Raw genomic sequence first — 19,457 nt, forward strand, 5'->3', positions numbered from 1 at the left:
TAGCGTCTTTCTTTGCGTCTTTGCGCCTTTGCGCGAAACACATCACTCAACCTTCAAAGCACGGCGCGCCAACTTAGCATAAGTCTTCACAGTTTCATAAGGCATTTGTAAATCATTCGCCACCACTTGCAAAGACTCGCCCATTTCTCGGCGTGCTAAGATAGTAGCCCACTTTGATGCTACCTCAGAAGCGCGATCGCCCCCCGTCCTTTTTCGCTGGGCTGTGAATATCTCCGTTAACTCCTCAATTCTACTTGCCAACAAACTTTCTACCTCTGGCACATCTACAACCACTTGCGATGACCAACCCAAGCGGGTTTGACCTAAACCAAATGTGGTTTTATGACCAGTACCACAATAAGGTGCTAACTGACCTAAAGCATAAAACAACTGATAGAATTGAGGATTTTCTGCTGCTTGTTTGACTAAAGTAAACTCTACTGAGCCTGTAAAACCTGTTACTGCACCTTTCTTACCTGCCAGTATTTTCATTGAGGCAATTTGGTGACGGCTAATCAATACATAATCATCTATCCAAGCGAGAAATGTATCTTGGTCAACTGGAATACCAGAAAAATCATTCCAACGCCGTAGATAACTATGGAAGACATTCATGGGAATAGGTAAGGGTAGATGATGACCTTTGCGACGAAAACTAGTAGGACTGATAAATCTTAAACTGAGATTGTCACCCTGTGCAGCATTCAGTAATTGATTATAAGTTGTCGGTGCATGAACCACATTACACCCTAGAATCTGTAAAGGTGCATTTCGCAAACTCACCTCAGCAGGGAGATTTTTCACCCACTCCGCCAACCATTGGACTACTCTACTTGATAACCCTGTCACATACCAATGATAGATTTGATTAGCAAAAATTTTTAACTGCTTACCACTACTGACTAACTCTCCATCTAACGCAGAGATAGTGAAGGGTTTTTCTGACTCGCCATCATGCAGATAAGCAGACAGTTCCGGGTTAGTTGAACGGACTTGGTCAAGAAACCAGGCGTGGAGTCCAATGGTGTACTGAGGGTATAAAGATACATCTACTTTTGTGGCTAACTCGAATTGCAATCCCACTATTTCTGTCTCTAGTGGCCAGTCAGAGTTAGAGCCTGGGTAATTGATTTTGTTCTTGGAGCGACGCACCATTTGCACGCAGGATAACTTAATTTGTTTTGTGACATAGACAAGATACTTCCTAATTATACAAGTTAAATTCCCCGTGCTAACATTGCTGCAAATAAAGGGATAAACGCAAACCCAATTAGCTCACCCCTGATGAGCCAAGAGAGTCGCTGTAATTGGGGTAATTCTACATGAGGAGGTTTATTCTCACGTAGGTTTTTTATCCAAGATAAAAAGGAAAAGGTAGGATATAAAGACAACAAACTCACTAGGATGAATATGCCCACCTTAGTGTAAAATACTGGACTGTTGAGGTAGTAATCTGAACCTTTGCCAAAGTAAATAACTCTCAAGATGCCTGTCACCAGAATCATGATAGCCGATAAACCATAAACGGCATCTGCTATCACCACTGTCCACGCTTGAGCTAGAGAGATATCTTTTTTTAGATTTTGACTTTCTACTACTAACGCCCCAAAGGCCAGCATGAAGCCGAGATAATGCAAATATGCTGTAATAGCACTTTCCCACATTGGTCTTCCTATCATGATATGTGTGTGCGACCATCAGCCGTTATTGAGAAGTGAGTTTGAATGTATCCCAACTTGTTAGCGATCGCTTTATGTACTATAACCAAATAACTATATATTAGTAAAGTAAGTTAACAATTGTCTCCTGACTGTTCACAAGTTATACCAATTCTCTATGAAGTTGCGCCAAATAAATGATGTAGAGACGTTGCATGCAACGTCTCTACAGTACAGAATAAAGTGCATCTATCGCTACGCCAGGCAAGCTACATCAAGAAACGGTATAAGGTGCAAACCTTACGAAGCTAGAAATATTTGACTATATTTTTAGTAACTATTACATCTAGACTTTAAGTATAGGTTTTTTAGCTATGGTCTGACGAATCGGTAACTCAACAACAAACTCCGTACCTTTACCTAGTTCAGATTGGCAATATATCTTGCCATTATGTTTATCAGTAACGATGCGATAGCTAATAGAAAGTCCTAACCCTGTACCTTTACCGACAACTTTGGTAGTAAAAAATGGATCAAATAGTCGGGAAAGTAACTTTTCATCCATGCCGATACCATTATCAGCAATGCGAATGCTAATCCAATCATGATTGAGCATAGAGGTAGAAATGCAGATTTCGTTGGGGTTAGCAGCGATTGCTTCTGGAGTATCTTGTGCATTACGCTCTTCTAAAGCATCAATAGCATTAGATAGCAGATTCATAAATACTTGATTCAGTTGACCAGGATAGCATTCTATTGGAGGTAACTGGTCATAATTTTTCTTTAAATGAATAGCGGGACGATCAGATGAAGACTTGAAACGATGTTCCAAAATCATCAATGTACTATCAATACCTTCGTGAATGTTGGCGACTTTAAAGTCTGCTTCATCTAGGCGCGAAAAGTTCCGCAATGATGTGACAATTTCACAAACACGCTCCGTACCAACTTTCATAGACTGGAATAATTTGGGTAAGTCGTCAAAGAGAAACTCGATTTCGGCTTGTTTGAGAAACTCTTGTATCTCAGGTACAGTATCAGGATAATAGTGGCCATAAAGTTCTACGCAACGCAGCAAATCTTGTGTGTATTTGTGGGCGTGTTCCAAGTTACCGTGAATAAAATTAATCGGGTTATTAATTTCGTGGGCAACACCCGCTACCAGTTGTCCCAAGCTAGCCATTTTTTCAGCTTGGATGATTTGCATTTGGGCAGTGCGTAGTTCTGTCAAAGCCTGTGCTAGTTGATTTGCTTCTGCACGAGTTTGACCCAGCAAACTAGATTGCTGGAATAAGTTAGCTTGATGTAGTGCTACGCTGAGTTGAGCCGCTATTTGGGTAACAAATTCCAATTCATCTTCTTCCCAATGACGGGGATGGGTGCATTGATGAATACACAATAAGCCCCACATTTTATCACCTTCCATCAACGGGACAACAATCTGGGCTGTAATATGAAATCGTTCAATCACTTCCAGATGAGGCACTTTCGAGCCAATGCTGTTGATATCAGAGATGACTTGCACTTGCCCTTGCCGATATTGTGGTGCGAAATTTTCACCAAAACAATAATCTTGCACCTTAACAGCCAGAGCAGAATCGAAATTGGGTATGACATCTTCTGCGATAAACTCACCACTGCACAAACCAGCATCAGAATCAAATTGGAATATACCAACTCGATCAGCTTGTAGCGATCGCCTAACTTCCTGTACTGTAGTCTGAAAAATTGTCTCTAAATCTAAAGATTCGCGGATTTTAACGACTAAATCAAATAAAATGCGGCGTTGTTCTGCTGCTTGATGCAGTTCATCCGCACGAGTTTGAATTTGCGCCATCATTTCGGAACTTTGCAATGCTACTCCTAATTGGCTGGCAACTTGTCCCAAAAATTCTACTTCTACACTATCCCATTGACGGGGTGCAGAATGTTGATAAGCCGCCAGCAATCCCCACAGCTTTCGACCAACGAAAATGGGTGTCAACACATAGGCGCGAATCTTAAACTGTTTCAAAATATCTAAGTGACAGCGTGAGTGTCCAGCTTGGTAGATGTCATTAACAGCAAAAGTTTCATTGTTGCGGTAGCGTCCGCCTTTGGTTTCTTGTAGATGAGTATCTTCCCAAACGAGATTTTTGCCAAAAGGATTAATACTGTCCCACTGCGCTTCCACCATACCGAAATGACTGACAAATTCACCACTCCAGTCTTCATTGAAGCGATAAACACCAACTCGCTCCACGCGGAGTAATTTGCAGACTTCCTGACAGGTGGTTTTCAAAATTAAATCAATATCTAGAGAGGAGCGAATTTTACCGACAACCTCTGTGAGCGCGCATTGCCTAGCGATCGCATCTTTGAGAGCAATCTCCTGTTGTTTGGATTGATACAAATTCTCGGCTTGCTGAATTGCTACCCCCAGTTGCGCCCCCACCTGTCCCAAAAACTCAACTTCGTAATTTGCCCATTGACGAGATCCAGAGTGTTGATAAGCTGCAATCAGTCCCCACAGTTTTGAACCGATGAAAATCGGTGCTATGGTATAAGCCCGAATTTTAAATTGCTCTAGAATATCAATGTGGCAGCGTGAGTGACCAACTTCATAAATGTCATTGACAGCAAAACTTTCATTATTACGATAGCGTCCACCTTTGGTTTCTTGTAGATGAGTATCTTCCCAAACGAGATTTTTACCAAATGGATTGATTCTATCCCACATTGGCTCTACCATGCCGAACTGGCTCACAAATTCGCCGCTCCAGTCTTCATGGAAACGATAAATCGCCGTCCGTTCTAGCTTCAGTAGTTGACAAAGTTCCTGACAGGCAGTGTCTAAAATAATTTGGGTTTCCACAGACGAGCGAATCTTTCCCACTACTTCTGTTAAAGCTCGTTGTCTAGCAATGGCATTTTGTAGTTCTACTGTACGTTGTTTAGTTTGTTCTAAGTTTTCTGCTTGCTGCATAGCTATGCCAATATAGGTGGCGGCTTGCGCTATAAATTCAACTTCATGAGGATGCCAGTATCGCGGTGCAGAATGTTGATAGGCAGCCAGTAAACCCCAAAGTTTTGCACCAACAAAAATCGGAGCGATCGCATATGCCTGAATCTGGAATTGTTCTAATACTTCAATATGACAACGAGCGTGTCCAGCTTTGTAAATGTCTGCCACAGCAAACGGCTCATTTTGGCGATATCGCCCTCCCTGAGTTTCTTGCAAATGGGAATCTTGCCATACTAAGTCTTGACCAAAGGCGGTTAAGGTATTCCAAGGTGCTTCTGCAAAGCCAAGACGATTCATGAAACTACCACTCCAGTCAGCATTGAAGCGATAGATTGCCATTCGCTCAATCTTCAATTGCCGACAAATATCTTGACAAGAAGTAGAACACAAGGATTCTAGGCTAACAGATGCACGAACCCTAGCCATAATCCTCGCCAAGATTTTTTGGTGCTGCTGGAAAAGCTGTAGCTGTTGATGACATTCTTGCCAGTCCAAATGGTTTAGCGTTTCATAATCGTTTGTTGTCATATTTTTCAGGGAAACTGAATTACTTAGTTGTAGTATTCCCTGATTTATATTTTGATTATAAGTTTAAGCACAAACTACAAAGAATCATTAGTATTATGGTGTGAACCAGTCTTCAAACTTGACGCATTATGTTGTGGGGTATGACTGATTTCGCTTGACTGTTCACAAGCTCCAATACTTACCCAGGTGCTAGAACCATCTGCCCAATGTTCCTTTTTCCAAATAGGGGCATTATGTTTAAGGGTATCAATAGCATAACGGCAAGCGGCAAACGCCTCACTCCGATGAGGACAACCCACCGCCACTAACACGCTAATTTCTCCAACTTGTAACCGTCCAATGCGATGATGAATTACTACCCGATTCACATCAGGCCAGTCAACACGAATATCAGCCGCAATTTGATAAAACACCTGTAACGCCATTGGTTCGTATGCTTGATATTCTAGAGAAACTACAGGCTTACCATCAGTTTGATTCCGAACCATTCCACTCATAACCACCACTGCGCCATTCGCTGGGTCATTGGCTTTACTATAAATCTCATCAATAGATAATGGCGCAAAGCTGATAGCAAAGCTATCTTCAATTCTGGGTTTAATAACGACAGGTGTAGTTGTCAACACTGATTTCATCAAAATATATTAATTTACTCATTAAGTAGAACGGCGTGAATAATTCAAGGTTTGTAGTAGGGACTTTAGTCCTCTCTTAAGGGCTAAAGCCCTTACTACAAGCTAATTTAATTAAATTTTACATTACTTAATGTAGTTTGTTTTTTTCTCGCCGACTTACTTACTCATTACTTATTACTCATTACTTATTACTCATTACTTATGCTCCCCTACTCATTTGCTCAAAAGTTTTTCACTTTTAACTGTACTGATTGTTTGTAATAATTGCTTGGCGGTGTAAGGTTTGGGTAAAAAGGCTTGGATACCTATATTATGGGCTGCACTCACTTTATCATTAGTAGCTAGCCCACTAACAGCAATAATTTTGACTTGGGGATTAATTTTCTGTAATGTGCGAATTGTAGTCAGTCCATCCATTGAGGGCATGACCATATCTGTCAAAACAATAGATATTTTTTCGTGGTATTCTGCATATAAAGCTATAGCCTCAATCCCATCACTGGCTGTAATCGCTTTGTAGTTATGGCTTTCTAGAGACGCTTTGGTAATGTCTCTAATTGTCTCTTCATCATCTACAACTAAAATTAATTCTCCATTCCCTGGCGATAATTGTATTTCTGCTTCTTCTACAATTTCTTTAGCTTCTTGTGCTGGTAGATAGACTTTAAATTGAGTACCTTTGCCTAGTTGTGTATTCACATTAATAAAACCGCCATGACTTTTAATAATACCAAGCACAGTGGAAAGACCAAGACCTGTACCTTGACTAATTTCTTTAGTGGTAAAAAATGGCTCGAAGATCCGATCTAAGTTTTCTGGACTAATACCAGTACCAGTATCTGTAACTGTCAAGACTACATAGGGGCCTACTTTCGCATCTAGATTCATGCTGGTGTAGTTTTCATCTATTAAAAAATTATCGGCTAAAATGTGCAAATTACCACCATTTGGCATGGCATCACGGGCATTGACACACAAATTCATTAGCACTTGATGTATTTGGGTGGCATCACTAAAAACAGTCCAAAGATTGGGGGAAATTTTGGTGACAACTTCAATGGATTTAGGAAAGGTTTCTTGAATTATTTGTTTAATTTCTAGAATTAAATGCTTTAGTTGCAATAGGGTACGCTCACCTTCCAAACCACGAGTAAAAGAAAGTACCTGTTTAACTAAATTTGCTCCCCGTTTAGCATTGCTAATTAATATCGGTAATAATCTTAAAGAACGTTGATCTTGAATTTGGGTTTCTAAAAGTTGTGCTGTCATCAAGATGGGAGCTAAGACATTATTCAGGTCATGAGCAATACCACTAGCAAGAGTGCCGATACTTTCTAATCTTTGAGCGCGGAGAAATTGAGCTTCTAGGAGCTTTTTTTGAGTAATTTCTGTATTAACAACTAAAATAGAGTGAGATTGCTGATTGAATTGATTGACTAGCGTCCACTTGCTTTCGACAATAATATCTTTACCAGTCTTAGTTTTTTGCTGTAATTCTCCTTCCCAAGCCTGATTTTTTTGCAGATATGCAAATGCGGTTTGTAAGATTTGTAAATTTTTGTCTTGCCAAAGTTCTTGGGTTTTCTTGCCAATAGCGGCTGCTTTATTCCATCCGTAGAGTAACTCGGCGGCTTGATTCCAAAATAAAATTTCTCCGTCTAAGTTTTGGACAAAAATAGCATCTGTGGCTATATCGAGTAAAGCTGCTTGTTGCTGAATTTGCTGTTGTTTTTGTTGGTTCTCAATGGCATAACGGATAGAACGTTCTAGTAAAGCCGAGTTTAACAGACTTTTTTCGAGATAGTCTGCTGCACCTACTTGTATAGCTTGCAAGTGAAGTTCTCTGTCTGGTTGACCTGTCAGCAGAATCATCGGCGCATTGCAACCATTAGCAATTGTCTCACGGATTAATTCTAGTCCACTAACTGTCCCTAGATGGTAGTCTACAAGATATATATCATGTTCAGCTTGAGCGATCGCTGTTTGAGCCGCCTGATAATTATCCACCCATGCCAACTCACAACCAGGGAGTTGAAATTCACTCAACCAACTGCAAGTTAATATATAATCGTTTTCATTATCATCAATCAACAAAACCTTAATGGGATTTCTGTTCATTGCTGCCTCCCATTCTTTTTAGTGGCAGTTTTGCGACTGCAACCCTGTATTTTGTTGCTAAGTTTTTCATCACCTCAACAGGATCTGAAAGGTTTTAGTTTGATGTTGGAGGAATTTAGATTCCAATTGTAACTATGATATCTATCTTCCTTAAGCTTTGATGCTGTCAGGACGATAACAGTAATTTATCATAAACATCTGATTATACAATAATAGATATCAATAGTTATGAGTTATCAGTGATCAGTTAATACGCGCTTAATCATTTCACCCTGCCCCCTGCCTGACAGGTGTAGGTTTTTTAATCTATGTACCAAAAACCTTGGTTTTGGGGTGTAGGGGTGTAGGGGTGTAAGGGTGTAGGGGTTAATAAAACGATGATTCTTTCGTTAGTCTGAGAGTCATTACTCACTGCTTGGTAAAAAACCTACACTTGTGAGGGGGAGTGTGGAGGGTAATTTTTTGGATACTTAGCTAAAAATCCCACACAAAATTTCGTTCACCCCTGCCCCCTGCCCCCTGCCCCCTGCCCCCTGCCTCTTGCCTAATAACCAATTAACTCTACTGCATCCTTACTATCCCAATCTTGCAAATAAACTTTCACAACTTCTTCTTTCGCGGTGGGTAACTGTTTACCTACAAAATCAGGATGAATTGGTACTTCTCGATGGCCTCTGTCAACTAATACAGCTAAACGAATGACTTCTGGTCTACCATATTCATTGACGGCATTTAAGGCAGCGCGAATTGTCCGCCCTTTAAAAATCACATCATCTACTAATACAACCGTCTTATCTGTTAAATCAAAAGAGATGTGAGTTTTTGCTGGAGTTCGCAAACCAATTTGGTCGAGATCATCCCGATAGAAGGTAATATCTAATGCTCCCACAGCTACATTAATACCTTCCATTGCTTCAATTTGACGTGCTAATAGTTCCGCTAAAGGTACTCCACGAGTATAAATGCCAATTAGTACCAATTGGGATAAATCACGGGTTCTTTCAATAATCTGGGAAGCCAAACGATTGACAGTCCGGCGTAAGTCTTCGGAGGAAAGGATTTCAACGACTTTAGTGGGTGTGGGCATGATAGGGATTTAGGGAAAGTGGAGGAGGGGTGCAGGGGGCAGGGGGCAGGGGGCAGGGGTGCAGGGGGCAGGGAGATGAGGGAGATAAGGTCAAGAGAACTAATAACTAGTTTATGAGTATAGCGATCGCAATTCCCAACCATAGTAAAAAACAATATCTTGTTAGTTGTAAGGCCTGATTAATGTGAGTTGGTTGGATGGGATAAATGGGATCTCCTAACAGTGGTTTCGGTTTGGGAACTCCCCGATACCAATTTGTACCTCCCATTTGTACACCTAAAATGGCTGCATAAACACACTCACTCCAACCAGAGTTGGGACTAGGATCAGCAATTGCATCCCGGCGACAAATTCGCCAGACATCCACAGGTTTTTTTGAGATTAAGCCTAAAGTTAGCACCATGAGGCGACAAGGCAACCAAGTTAAGCCATCTTCTAACCGCGCACTACACCATCCTATATATGTATAAGGTAGTTCTCGATAACCTACCATTGAATCAAGGGTACTGCTAGCTTTGTATGCCAATGCTAAAGGTACTGCCCCCACCCCAGGAATGCAAGCACCAACAATGGCATAAAAAAGTGGTGCGAGAACTCCATCGGTAGCATTTTCTGTGACTGTTTCTAAAATAGCCCGTAAAATTTCTGATTCTGAGAGGTTTTCGGTATCTCTACCGACATATTGACTTAAAGTTTGCCGAGCTAAGGGTAAATCTCCGGCTGTTAATGGTTTTAAAACATCAACGGCAGCATTTTGCAAACTTGTCAAAGCAAAACAACTAGCGACAAGAATACCTTCAATGGCGATCGCTAATAGTGGATGTAACCATCTGGCTAGGTAAACTATTAACCAACCTACACCACCACTACCAATAATTAACACCAAAGCTAGTATAATTCCAGCTATTCTTTGTGTGAGAGGTTGGCTACTCACTTGCAGCAAAAATTTACTCAAGCGAGAAATCGCCCATCCCATCACTTGCACTGGATGAGGCCAACCCCAAGGATCGCCTATTAAATAATCTAAAGTTGCCGCAATTAGGAGAACAATAGCTGATAACACTTTTGTATCGAGACAAGGGAGACAAGGGAGACAAGGTAGTCCAGTAGGGTGTGTTAGGCGTAAGCCGTAACGCACCAAAGGCCTTAGTGCTAGTAGATGTAGGTTGGGTTGAGGAACGAAACCCAACATAAATATTGAAAACTTAACATAGATGCTGGTGTTGGGTTTCCTCGCGTCAACCCAACCTACAATTTTTTTGCAAGATTTTAGGCTTGTGAGTCCACTACGCTAGTAATTTCAATAATAGTTAAACTACAAAACTCGCTTCTTCTCCTAGAGATGCTTGCCAACTCCGAGCATCATAATATAAATCTGCCAGAGTAATGCTGTACAAAGCCTCTTTGAGTTTTTGATTGAGTCTTTGCCAAAGGCTAAATGTTACCCAATCTTCTGTTTGGGTGGGGGTGGGGGTATGATGGGGTACATTAGTAATGGTTTCACCCACTGCTTCCAAAATTTGTCCTATAGAAATCTGGACTGGTTTCTTTGCTAGTTGGTAGCCGCCAACACTACCACGAATTGATTTTACAAGTCCAGCACGACGCATTTCAATTAGTAATTTTTCTAGATATGGAGCGGGGATATCTTGGCGTTTAGATATCACTTTCACTGATGCCGGGCCGTAACCTGGTTGTAAACTCAAGTCAAGTAAAGCCTTAACGCTGTAATGGCCTTTAGTAGTTAGTTTCATGTCTCCAAGGATCAGTTTTGCTTATCACTTTATGCTCCAATGATCAACCTCAGTAAATAGACAAGTCGTTTGCACCACTTTAGAAAACTTAAATAAATATAGTTTACCAGTAATCAACAAACTAAATATAGTTATCACCATTATCAAAAATAGATTGTTTGATCAATATTGAAAATTTTGCCACATTTTTACCTGTGAATGTAATATACTTGGCTAGGCTGAGATAAAAACTAAAGGATATTGTTCCTATTAGCTCAAGTCAGCTAAAATAAAATCGATTCAACTACCTTAAACCTTGATTTTTGACCTAAGTTGATGCCTAAACAGAAAAAAATTGAACCCCTAGTCGGTGAAGAACTGCTCAAAAAAGTTAAAGAGCTAGAGAGCCTCAGTAAAGAAGAAAAGGCAAAGCAGTGTGGCTACTATACCGTTACTAAAAATGGTGTAGAGCGTGTCAATATGATGAAATTCTTGAATGCTTTAATTGATGCTGAAGGCATTCAGTTAGATACTTCATCCAATGCCAATGGCCGTGGTGGACGCAGTGCTAGCTATAGAATTAGTGTGCAGTCAAATGGTAACTTGTTAATTGGTTCAGCTTACACCAAGCAGATGAACCTCAAACCAGGCGATGAGTTTCTGATTACTCTAGGTAAGAAGCACATTCGTCTACGACAAGTAGATGAAGATGAAAAGTTAGGCGTAGAAGCGGAAGAAGCTACAGCATAAATAATCAACAAGTTCAAAGTCAATAGTCAAAAGTCCACAGTCTGAAGATGGGATATGAAAGTTATCCGATCACTGAATGAGCTAATGACCATTGACTATTGACTGTTGATTAACCCATAAATTGCTTTGCGTGTAACTGCCAAGTCACAGGTTAGTGCTATTTGCTCTCGATCTAACAAACCTAAAATCAGATCATGGTTATCTTTTGCTACTACTGGTAATTGATGCAAACCTCTGAGAGTCATTCGAGCAAAAGCTTCTGATAAAGGTTCATCACGCCAAGCGTAAAGGATTTCAGTGGTACAGATATCTATAATGGTTTGAGTTGCTAAATTACTCTGGCTTTCTGTGGAGGAATTAGTGTAGCTTTGCCATAGAGAAAGAGTCCGATTGAGGTCTTCGAGAGAGAGGATACCAACTAATTTTTCGGCTTCATTAACTACTAAAGCACTACGGGTGCGATCGCGCGTCATTTCTTTTGCTGCTTCTAACACGCCTAAATTAGCAGGCAGTTTCTTGGGGCAAGAAAGCATTGCATCCTCTACTAAAATTTGCTGCAAAATTTCGATTTTTTCGTCTTTGAGTTCTGAAAGACCAATTTGTTGCAGATTGGAATTAGAGTTAGCATTTGGTTTGATGCGCTCCACTAACCATACACTTAAACTCACAGCCGCCATCAAAGGTAAAACAATTCTGTAGTCGCGGGTGAGTTCAAACAGCATTAAAATCGAAGTTAATGGCGCGCGCGCACTACCAGCCAACACGGCAGCCATCCCCACCATTGCATAAGCTGGGGGTGCAGCCATGTATTCACCAATCCCAGGAGCAATCAAGGGTAAAATTTTAGCGTATGCTGAACCCAAAGAAGCACCGAGAAACATTGCTGGTGCAAACAAACCCCCCACAAAACCACTACCTGCACTAACAGCAGTCATCAGCAACTTTGCTACTAGTAAGGCTAGGAGTAAATCTACAGAAAATTCCACATCTTGCAGCATGGCTTGGATAGTGCCGTAACTAGTACCCAAAATTTGGGGAAACTGCAAAGCCACTGCACCGATAATCACACCACCAATAATAGGATGTATTGGCCGAGGAATTTTAGCTAAAAATTTCACCCCAGGAATTGAGCCAGCAAAACCAGCTTTGGCTAGACGAATTAATTGTGTATAAATCAAAGAAACTACACTTGCGCCCAAACCCAAACCTAAATAAATAGGTAACTCCAAAGGGCTACGGACTTGGTATACAGGTAAAGCAAAAGCAGGTTGCGCCCCCAAGCCAATTTGAGCAATTAAAGCTGCAACTACTGCTGCTAGTAAAACAATACTCACCGCAGAAGTAGCAAAAGATGTTGCCCCCATCACCACTTCTAAAGCAAAAAATACCCCAGCAATGGGGGCATTAAAGCCAGCCGCTAACCCCGCCGCCGCCCCAGCCCCCAACAACAAACGCCGTCTTTCTTGTGATACTTGCAAAATTAAAGACAGCAACATCCCAAAATTAGCACCAATTTCCACACTTGGCCCCTCTGGCCCCAAAGAAGCACCACTGCCTAAAGAAACCGATGCTGCTATCATTTTAGTGACTGGGCGTAGTTGCCGCTTGATTTCCGTACCATCAGCAGCAGCAATCAAAGATGATAATCCAGGGCCAAAATCTTGAGTCCGCCAGCGCATTAATCCTACAACGAATCCGCCTAAAATCGGCACACCAGCTAGAGTCCAAGCACCCCAACCCGCGATCGCACCCATGAAGTTCTCTAATAATAGATCATGAATTAACTCGATCAAATAGTGAAACGTTACCACCCCCATCCCAGTACTACCGCCAATAAATAAAGCTAAAAACAGTACAACGGTTTCTGGAGACAGTTGAAAACGGTTAACGAAATTTAATAAACGGCTAGAAGGTGTGGCGAAGGCGAATTGTTCCTTTGCCTTGCCCACCTCAACAGGAGGCAATAAAGTCATGGGAAAAAACAGGTAAATCTAGAAGTTAATTTAAATTTTTATCTGTTGCTCTTATTGTGAGACATTATTTATCAACCAGACAAGTAGATTGGTTTTGACAAACTACTCACCCCAGTTTCCCTTGTAAAACTTTCGTGTAAAGTTAAAAAAAAATTTTGCTACTCCAAATGTTTCTGGAGATAATGGTTAAATAAGAGAGAACTAATGGTTAATGAGCAATGCTCAATAGCAAGGTATGAGTAATTACTATTTTTACTGTTTAAACCATCAGGTATTGTCCAAACAAAAAGTCGGTAAGAGTAAGCATCCTTGCCTGAGCATAGCTATCCCCCTGTGGCAGCCATTGAGTCATTCTCAGTATCGATAGCTAAGTGTGTAATTAATGTTTGTCATTATACATACTTCCCCAGGTTATGCGCCATGATTTGGGAATGGAACATAAGTATATTAGTACAGTGCATAAATGGACTAAGCGGACAGGGTAGATGAATACACACATCTTTGATCATCATTATGTTACTTGCCCTATTTGCCAAAGACATACTAAGGCAAAAGCAATTAAAACTTATATTGGTTTATTTAGTTGTCCCTATTGTCAAGAACGATTAGTAGTATGTCAAAGTGGACATTATGTGCGTGATCCGTTTGTTCTGAATCAAATCATGATTTGTTCAGCACTACGTCGTCAAAGCAGTCCTTTAGCCAGAATTATCCGTGACTTTGTTGTATTTAAGCGTCCTTTATTAGCTTTGGCAATCGGTAGTGCCATTGTCTTCGGGATGATTGCCATTACTCAAAAAGCGGCAAGTTATGAAGCAGAAAGCATAACTGTGGAATTGTCAAATGGAAGGGAGACGGGGGAGATGGGGGCAGGGAGCAGGGGGCAGGGGGAGACAAGGGAGACAAGGTAGACAAGGTAGTTAAATTGGTGGTGGGTTAGTTAATAAATGACTGATAACTGATAACTGATAACTGAATACTATAGCCGCTTGGTGTCTTTCGTGATTAGTTTCCAGCCTTCGGCTTCGCCAAGGGTTTTGACGGCATCTAAGCGTAGGCTTTTGATGGTAGAGGTGTTGAGGAGTAAGTAGGGTTGTTGGTGATATTGCCAATGGTGTTGTAGTTGATAATTGGAAACGGGAATGATGGTGCGATCGCTATAAAAGTTTAATGATGGGCGATGCTGGGGAAAAGATGTATAAATATCTGTGACGCGGGGATTGACACGGTTAATCATTGCGGCTACTGGTTTGACTGGATAAGCTTCCCATAACTCCCATACCCAGTAATTAGATTTCATTAACAATAATAGGGAAATATAAGTTCCCCAAAATAACACTCTCAGGAATTGTCCATCACCCCGTTCCGCTAAAATTGCCGCTAGTGTCATCGTCAAAGCCACTGCGGCAAAAATTAGCTGTAAGTCAGTTTTCGGATGTGTCCCCCAACTAAAATAAATGCTACCAAAGGAGGCAACAACAGCCAGCATTGATAAACCAGCTACCCAAGTCCGGGGATAATTGGAAAATAAAGGTAAGTTTTCTATTTCGGCTAATTGATTACCGAAGGCTAATGCTAAACAGGGGTAAATCGGTAAGATGTACCAAGAATATTTAGCACCTATTAGGGAAATTAACAGTAAGTAAACTCCACACCATACTAGTATGAGTCTAGCCCAACTCAGGTTACGATTTTCCCAGACTAAATTAGCAGTTTGTGGTAAAAAAATTAACCAAGGCCAAGTCCATTTGAACAGTTCTACAAGATAAAACCAAGGTGGTTGAGAAGTTTCTGGGGTAAGGTGACTGGGGTTAACGGATTGATTTAACCAACCATATTGGATAAATTCTTGACCATAATGGAGTATTTGGGCTGTGTACCAACCCGCTACAGGTAACATTCCCAAGCCAATAGCTATCCACAGATAGCGACTATTGAGTAAACGGGGTGTGTCCCAAAATAAAAATGCGATCGCCACAGCACCGAATAAAATACCTGTAAGTCCTTGCGTGAGGCAAATTAAGCCAAAACTTAAGCCTATACCTAAGCAGTAGCGTAAATCTCGGCGCGATCGCAAGATACACAACATCATTACCAATAAAAAACTTACCACTACGCCATCTAACATAGCCAATCTGCCATGCCGCACCACAGGCAGCATTGTCAGATAAACTAAGGCACTATAAATTGCTGCCCAGCGATGGCGAAAGATTTCTCTACTCAGACAATACAGTAAAGGTACTGATAAGGCTGTAATCATTGCTCCCGGTAAGCGGGTTGTCCACTCGCTTACGCCACCTAGAGAATAAGCCAGAGCAATCAAGTTATGCAGCAAAGGCGGCTTGTTATGGTAAGCTTCCCCGCCTAAAGTCGGGTATAACCAACGCATTTCCTCGGCTGGGGCGCGCCAAATTTCCTTAGCAACCTGTGCTACAGTCCCTTCATTCCAATCCCGTAGAGGTAAGTCCCCCAAATTAACACTAAACAATAGTACTGCTGCAATCAGCAACACTACTAGCCATAACCAGTCAATCCATTTTTCAGCAGTGCGGTGCTGTTTTTCTAGATGACCCCAAATAAAGCTTCCTTCTCGCATATTCTATAGATCATCATTTTACTAAACTCCAGACTGAGTAATGAGTCAGGGTACACTCACTCATTGTTGATGTACTTCCTACAAGTCCCGCTTTGACAGTGGTTTGTCTTTTAACTCTCTACTCAACACTTTTGATCTGCTTTAGAGACTAAAGATCATCTCTAAAATTCCCACCCAGTTCTAACCTTTGTGCTGAACAAATACTAAATTTCAAGGTTAGCTCAATTTTTCCTGGACAGCGATAATTTTTGAGAAAATTCCCAGAAATTTTGTTCAATTTAATTAACAATTATTTTTTGCTAAAAATGATACAAATATTCCCAACCAGGATTTGCTGTTTACCAGTCGAGGAATTTGTCAATGACACTACCATTTATACTTGATATCACCATTGGATTAGTCTTTATTTACTTAATTTTAAGTTTATTAGCCTCGGAAATTCAGGAACTAATTACTACTGTATTACAATGGCGTGCTGTTCATTTAAAAAAATCAATTGAAATTTTGATTGCAGGGGATGCCAAGCATTCAGAAGACGAAAGCATTATCGAGTTTGTCAATAACTTATACAATCATCCGTTAATTAAAAGTGTTAATCAAGAATCCAAAGGATTTCTCAGCATTTTACCTCGGAAGTTGATTTGGTTTATATCTAATCTTCCGGTGAAGTTATCCCTATCTGGAAAAAATCAGCAATTAGCATTACAAACAACACAACATAGTGCGCCTTCATACATTCCTGCTGATACCTTTGCTACTACGCTCATGGAAACTTTAGGCATTCCGAAGCTGGTACAAAAATTAACTGAGTCCAGATTAATAAACTTTGCTCATCAGCAATTACATCATATGCAGAGTATATTAATTAAATTACAGGAATGCTCATATAATGAAGATGAGGAATTACGTAAATTTTCAGATAATATTATTCAAGATTTCCGAGAAAAAGTAGAATATCAATTTGCCATTATCATCAGTGACTACCAAAAACAGAAAACTGACTTAATTACTAGTATCAATCGCATGGCTAAAAGTTTCGATAGATTTATCGAATTATTTGCCTTAGAAATGCCAGAACATGAATTAACTCAAAAATCCCTCCAGCGATTAAAACTATTCAGAACAGACATTTTTGACGATGTTGAGCAAACTATTTGTTTGCAAGGATTAAAACCGAATATTAATGAAGTTGTACAATTAATTAATGTCGGTAGTGAAATCCAGCAAGAATTTATCAAGGAATTTCAAGACAAAGATAGTGAAGCTTATCAAACATTTCAATCTTTGTGTGAAAAACTAGAAAATTTCAGTAAACAACTACCGCCATCTGTCATAGATAATATCTCAACCTTGGCAGCACGCGCTCAATTAAAAGCGAAAACCACAGAGGAAGGTATTCATATACTCCGCCAAGAAATTGCCGAAACCTTTGATAATTCAATGGAAAGAGCCTCTGGCGTTTATAGAAGAAATGCCAAAGGTGTAGCACTGTTAATTGGTCTTAGTCTGGCTGTAATAGCCAATGCCGATACATTTCATATTGTGAGTATTTTATCTAAAGATGCAGCTATTCGTACCGCAATTGTTAATAATGCTGGGCAAGTAGTGCAGACAAATAGTGTTAATTCACCTGAAGAAGTTAAAATTTTGCGAGAAGATACAAAGAATATTTTAGAAGAACTTACTTTACCAATTGGGTGGAACAAGGTAAATTTAGAGCAGCAACTTGGCTTAACACCAGATAATAAAAATCCGGTGTTAATTAATAATTATTTAACAATGGTTGTTGGTTGGTTAGTCAGTGGTGTAGCGATTTCAATGGGTGCGCCTTTTTGGTTTGAGTTAATTGGTAGAGTTGTCAATGTGAGAAATTCTGGTAAACGTCCTAAACCTGCCGATAATTCGTAATTCGTAATTCGTAATTCGTAATTCGTAATTCGTAATTCGTAATTCGTAATTCGTAATTCGTAATTCGTAATACCGCTACGCGGAAGCAAGCTACGTAATTCGTAATGATTAAAGGACTAAAGTCCTTACTACGAACGTTTAATTGATTAGAAAATAAAAATTACCTGTAAATCCCAATCTGGATTTTGGCGTATGATCTCTACTTGTTTGATGAACTCTCGAAAGTAAAATCTGCGTTCTGCTTCTGATAAGTCTAACCAAAATTGGGGAATTGACACTGCTTGAGCTACAGATAACAAGTTGACTGGGGGGAGAGTTGCTAACTTGGCTTGGAGTCTAGATATTTCTGTACGGAGTTTGTACGCTCTTAATTTTGCGGTTTCTGTATCTAGTACCCCAGTTTCTATCAATGTGGGTAATTGTTGGAGAATTTCTTGCTGATGAGCGATCGCATCTCCTAAACTATTTTTAACTGCATCTAACTGCGGCGAACTTAACCCGGCGACGGCTGGAGCTAAATCACAACAGACTTTGTCAATGGTGCGTTGTAAAATTTCTTGGTAAGCAATAGCCCGACACTTGGGAGTTTGGAGACAACTAATAGGACGTAAATACAGATATTCTTTATCTTGACGGGGTTGAGTTACACGGGTAATTGTCATGTGTGACTGACACTGCTGACAGACAACCAGCCCCGCCAAAGAACGAGGCGCACTAGCAGCACGAGGGGATAAACGACTATTACGCCGTAAAAGTCTATCAACTTGGGCAGCTTCTTCTCTAGAAATAATCCCCATGTGGGTATCAGAAATAATTTCCCCATGTTGATAGGCAGTATCACCCCGATAAACCGGATTAGTCAACCACCGCCTACCCGTAGTTACAGAAATTTTCTTACCATACTTTTTAACTAGGTGACGCACAGCACCCCGCAGAGAACCGTAAAGTAAAAAATGGTCGAAAAAATCCTTAACTACTGGCGATGTACTGCGGTCTATAATGTATTTACCCTTACCTCGACGATAACCGTAGGGAGTTTTACCTGGAGGTGGTGCAGCTTCCAGACGGTTACGGGCATGACCTTGACGGATGCGCCGACTACGTTGTTCAATTTGAATTTCATGCAGTAACTTCAGTAAATCTGCACGCAGATGAGCAGTTTGGGAATTATAGCCTTGTTCTGTAGCAATGACAGTCACACCTAAAGATGTTAGTTGATTGAGGCGATCGCTAACTTCCTCTACATTATCCCCCAATTCTTCCAAACGACGCACCAGCAAACAATCTATAGATTTATTTTCACAGTCTACTAATAATTGTTGCATCTGCGATCGCATCCCCAAATCCGCATACACAAAATCCACCTCCCGCCCCCAATCAATTGACACAGGAGCAGTTTCTAATAAAGGATCAGTGTAGATGTAGGCTATGGGCATTGGGAATGGGGCTAATCAATTCAAAATTCAA

The 19,457-nt window shown here is 40.6% G+C and carries 14 protein-coding genes; 3 read left to right on the forward strand and 11 right to left on the reverse strand.

The genetic code is table 11. The features are described 5' to 3' along the window. Positions 1–42: 42 nt before the first annotated feature. The 8 genes from cas6 to ACPZ3T_RS18980 all read right to left on the reverse strand — a co-directional run bounded on the left by cas6 (position 43) and on the right by ACPZ3T_RS18980 (position 10,784). The gene (cas6, locus tag ACPZ3T_RS18945; RefSeq protein ID WP_490271010.1) at positions 43–1,155 is read right to left on the reverse strand and encodes a CRISPR-associated endoribonuclease Cas6; all 1,113 of its coding nucleotides are present in this window, start codon (positions 1,153–1,155) and stop codon (positions 43–45) included. Positions 1,156–1,217: 62 nt separating this feature from the next. Continuing rightward, positions 1,218–1,664 carry a DUF2214 family protein gene (locus tag ACPZ3T_RS18950; RefSeq protein WP_490271011.1) on the reverse strand — a complete coding sequence of 149 codons (447 nt, stop codon included), beginning with the start codon at positions 1,662–1,664 and terminating at the stop codon, positions 1,218–1,220. A gap of 340 nt (positions 1,665–2,004) precedes the next feature. Then, positions 2,005–5,190 (reverse strand): GAF domain-containing sensor histidine kinase, encoded by a 3,186-nt coding sequence (locus ACPZ3T_RS18955; protein ID WP_490271012.1) that lies wholly within the window; start codon positions 5,188–5,190, stop codon positions 2,005–2,007. 74 nt (positions 5,191–5,264) lie between these two features. Next, positions 5,265–5,825 (reverse strand): molybdenum cofactor biosynthesis protein MoaE, encoded by a 561-nt coding sequence (locus ACPZ3T_RS18960; RefSeq protein WP_490271013.1) that lies wholly within the window; start codon positions 5,823–5,825, stop codon positions 5,265–5,267. A gap of 213 nt (positions 5,826–6,038) precedes the next feature. Further along, positions 6,039–7,943, reverse strand: coding sequence for a hybrid sensor histidine kinase/response regulator (locus tag ACPZ3T_RS18965; protein WP_490271014.1), 1,905 nt, complete (start codon positions 7,941–7,943; stop codon positions 6,039–6,041). A 544-nt stretch (positions 7,944–8,487) separates the two neighbouring features. Further along, positions 8,488–9,030: a bifunctional pyr operon transcriptional regulator/uracil phosphoribosyltransferase PyrR gene (gene pyrR, locus ACPZ3T_RS18970; protein WP_490271015.1), complete on the reverse strand. Its 543-nt coding sequence runs from the start codon at positions 9,028–9,030 to the stop codon at positions 8,488–8,490. Positions 9,031–9,136: 106 nt separating this feature from the next. Next, entirely contained in the window at positions 9,137–10,093 is a 957-nt protein-coding gene (cbiB, locus tag ACPZ3T_RS18975) for an adenosylcobinamide-phosphate synthase CbiB (protein ID WP_490277278.1), read from the reverse strand. A 247-nt stretch (positions 10,094–10,340) separates the two neighbouring features. Then, positions 10,341–10,784 carry an Rrf2 family transcriptional regulator gene (locus tag ACPZ3T_RS18980; RefSeq protein ID WP_490271016.1) on the reverse strand — a complete coding sequence of 148 codons (444 nt, stop codon included), beginning with the start codon at positions 10,782–10,784 and terminating at the stop codon, positions 10,341–10,343. Between the two features lie 315 nt (positions 10,785–11,099). Here ACPZ3T_RS18980 and ACPZ3T_RS18985 point away from each other — a divergent pair, with 315 nt between their 5' ends. Next, entirely contained in the window at positions 11,100–11,513 is a 414-nt protein-coding gene (locus ACPZ3T_RS18985; RefSeq protein WP_490271017.1) for an AbrB family transcriptional regulator, read from the forward strand. Between the two features lie 95 nt (positions 11,514–11,608). Here ACPZ3T_RS18985 and ACPZ3T_RS18990 read toward each other — a convergent pair whose 3' ends face one another. Next, complete coding sequence (locus ACPZ3T_RS18990) at positions 11,609–13,486, reverse strand: chloride channel protein (RefSeq protein ID WP_490271018.1); 1,878 nt, start codon at positions 13,484–13,486, stop codon at positions 11,609–11,611. Positions 13,487–13,971: 485 nt separating this feature from the next. Here ACPZ3T_RS18990 and ACPZ3T_RS18995 point away from each other — a divergent pair, with 485 nt between their 5' ends. After that, a complete protein-coding gene (locus ACPZ3T_RS18995; protein ID WP_490271019.1) occupies positions 13,972–14,397 on the forward strand; it encodes a hypothetical protein in 426 nt (141 codons plus the stop codon). Positions 14,398–14,465: 68 nt separating this feature from the next. On the opposite strand, the gene ACPZ3T_RS19000 is transcribed toward ACPZ3T_RS18995, so the two are convergent. Then, positions 14,466–16,082 (reverse strand): ArnT family glycosyltransferase, encoded by a 1,617-nt coding sequence (locus tag ACPZ3T_RS19000; protein WP_490271020.1) that lies wholly within the window; start codon positions 16,080–16,082, stop codon positions 14,466–14,468. Between the two features lie 360 nt (positions 16,083–16,442). On the opposite strand from ACPZ3T_RS19000, the gene ACPZ3T_RS19005 reads away from it, so the two are divergent. Beyond that, positions 16,443–17,990, forward strand: coding sequence for a hypothetical protein (locus ACPZ3T_RS19005; protein ID WP_490271021.1), 1,548 nt, complete (start codon positions 16,443–16,445; stop codon positions 17,988–17,990). Positions 17,991–18,136: 146 nt separating this feature from the next. Here ACPZ3T_RS19005 and ACPZ3T_RS19010 read toward each other — a convergent pair whose 3' ends face one another. Beyond that, positions 18,137–19,426 (reverse strand): recombinase family protein, encoded by a 1,290-nt coding sequence (locus ACPZ3T_RS19010; protein WP_490271022.1) that lies wholly within the window; start codon positions 19,424–19,426, stop codon positions 18,137–18,139. Positions 19,427–19,457: the final 31 nt, after the last annotated feature.

The organism is Aliinostoc maniaoense, from assembly GCF_058172895.1.

What these genes read in the sequence shown, in the direction of transcription:
- cas6 (WP_490271010.1), bottom strand. Translation starts at nt 1,155, where the DNA reads ATGGTGCGTCGCTCCAAGAACAAAATCAATTACCCAGGCTCTAACTCT.
- ACPZ3T_RS18950 (WP_490271011.1), bottom strand. Translation starts at nt 1,664, where the DNA reads ATGTGGGAAAGTGCTATTACAGCATATTTGCATTATCTCGGCTTCATG.
- ACPZ3T_RS18955 (WP_490271012.1), bottom strand. Translation starts at nt 5,190, where the DNA reads ATGACAACAAACGATTATGAAACGCTAAACCATTTGGACTGGCAAGAA.
- ACPZ3T_RS18960 (WP_490271013.1), bottom strand. Translation starts at nt 5,825, where the DNA reads ATGAAATCAGTGTTGACAACTACACCTGTCGTTATTAAACCCAGAATT.
- ACPZ3T_RS18965 (WP_490271014.1), bottom strand. Translation starts at nt 7,943, where the DNA reads ATGAACAGAAATCCCATTAAGGTTTTGTTGATTGATGATAATGAAAAC.
- pyrR (WP_490271015.1), bottom strand. Translation starts at nt 9,030, where the DNA reads ATGCCCACACCCACTAAAGTCGTTGAAATCCTTTCCTCCGAAGACTTA.
- ACPZ3T_RS18980 (WP_490271016.1), bottom strand. Translation starts at nt 10,784, where the DNA reads ATGAAACTAACTACTAAAGGCCATTACAGCGTTAAGGCTTTACTTGAC.
- ACPZ3T_RS18985 (WP_490271017.1), top strand. Translation starts at nt 11,100, where the DNA reads ATGCCTAAACAGAAAAAAATTGAACCCCTAGTCGGTGAAGAACTGCTC.
- ACPZ3T_RS18990 (WP_490271018.1), bottom strand. Translation starts at nt 13,486, where the DNA reads ATGACTTTATTGCCTCCTGTTGAGGTGGGCAAGGCAAAGGAACAATTC.
- ACPZ3T_RS18995 (WP_490271019.1), top strand. Translation starts at nt 13,972, where the DNA reads ATGAATACACACATCTTTGATCATCATTATGTTACTTGCCCTATTTGC.
- ACPZ3T_RS19000 (WP_490271020.1), bottom strand. Translation starts at nt 16,082, where the DNA reads ATGCGAGAAGGAAGCTTTATTTGGGGTCATCTAGAAAAACAGCACCGC.
- ACPZ3T_RS19005 (WP_490271021.1), top strand. Translation starts at nt 16,443, where the DNA reads ATGACACTACCATTTATACTTGATATCACCATTGGATTAGTCTTTATT.
- ACPZ3T_RS19010 (WP_490271022.1), bottom strand. Translation starts at nt 19,426, where the DNA reads ATGCCCATAGCCTACATCTACACTGATCCTTTATTAGAAACTGCTCCT.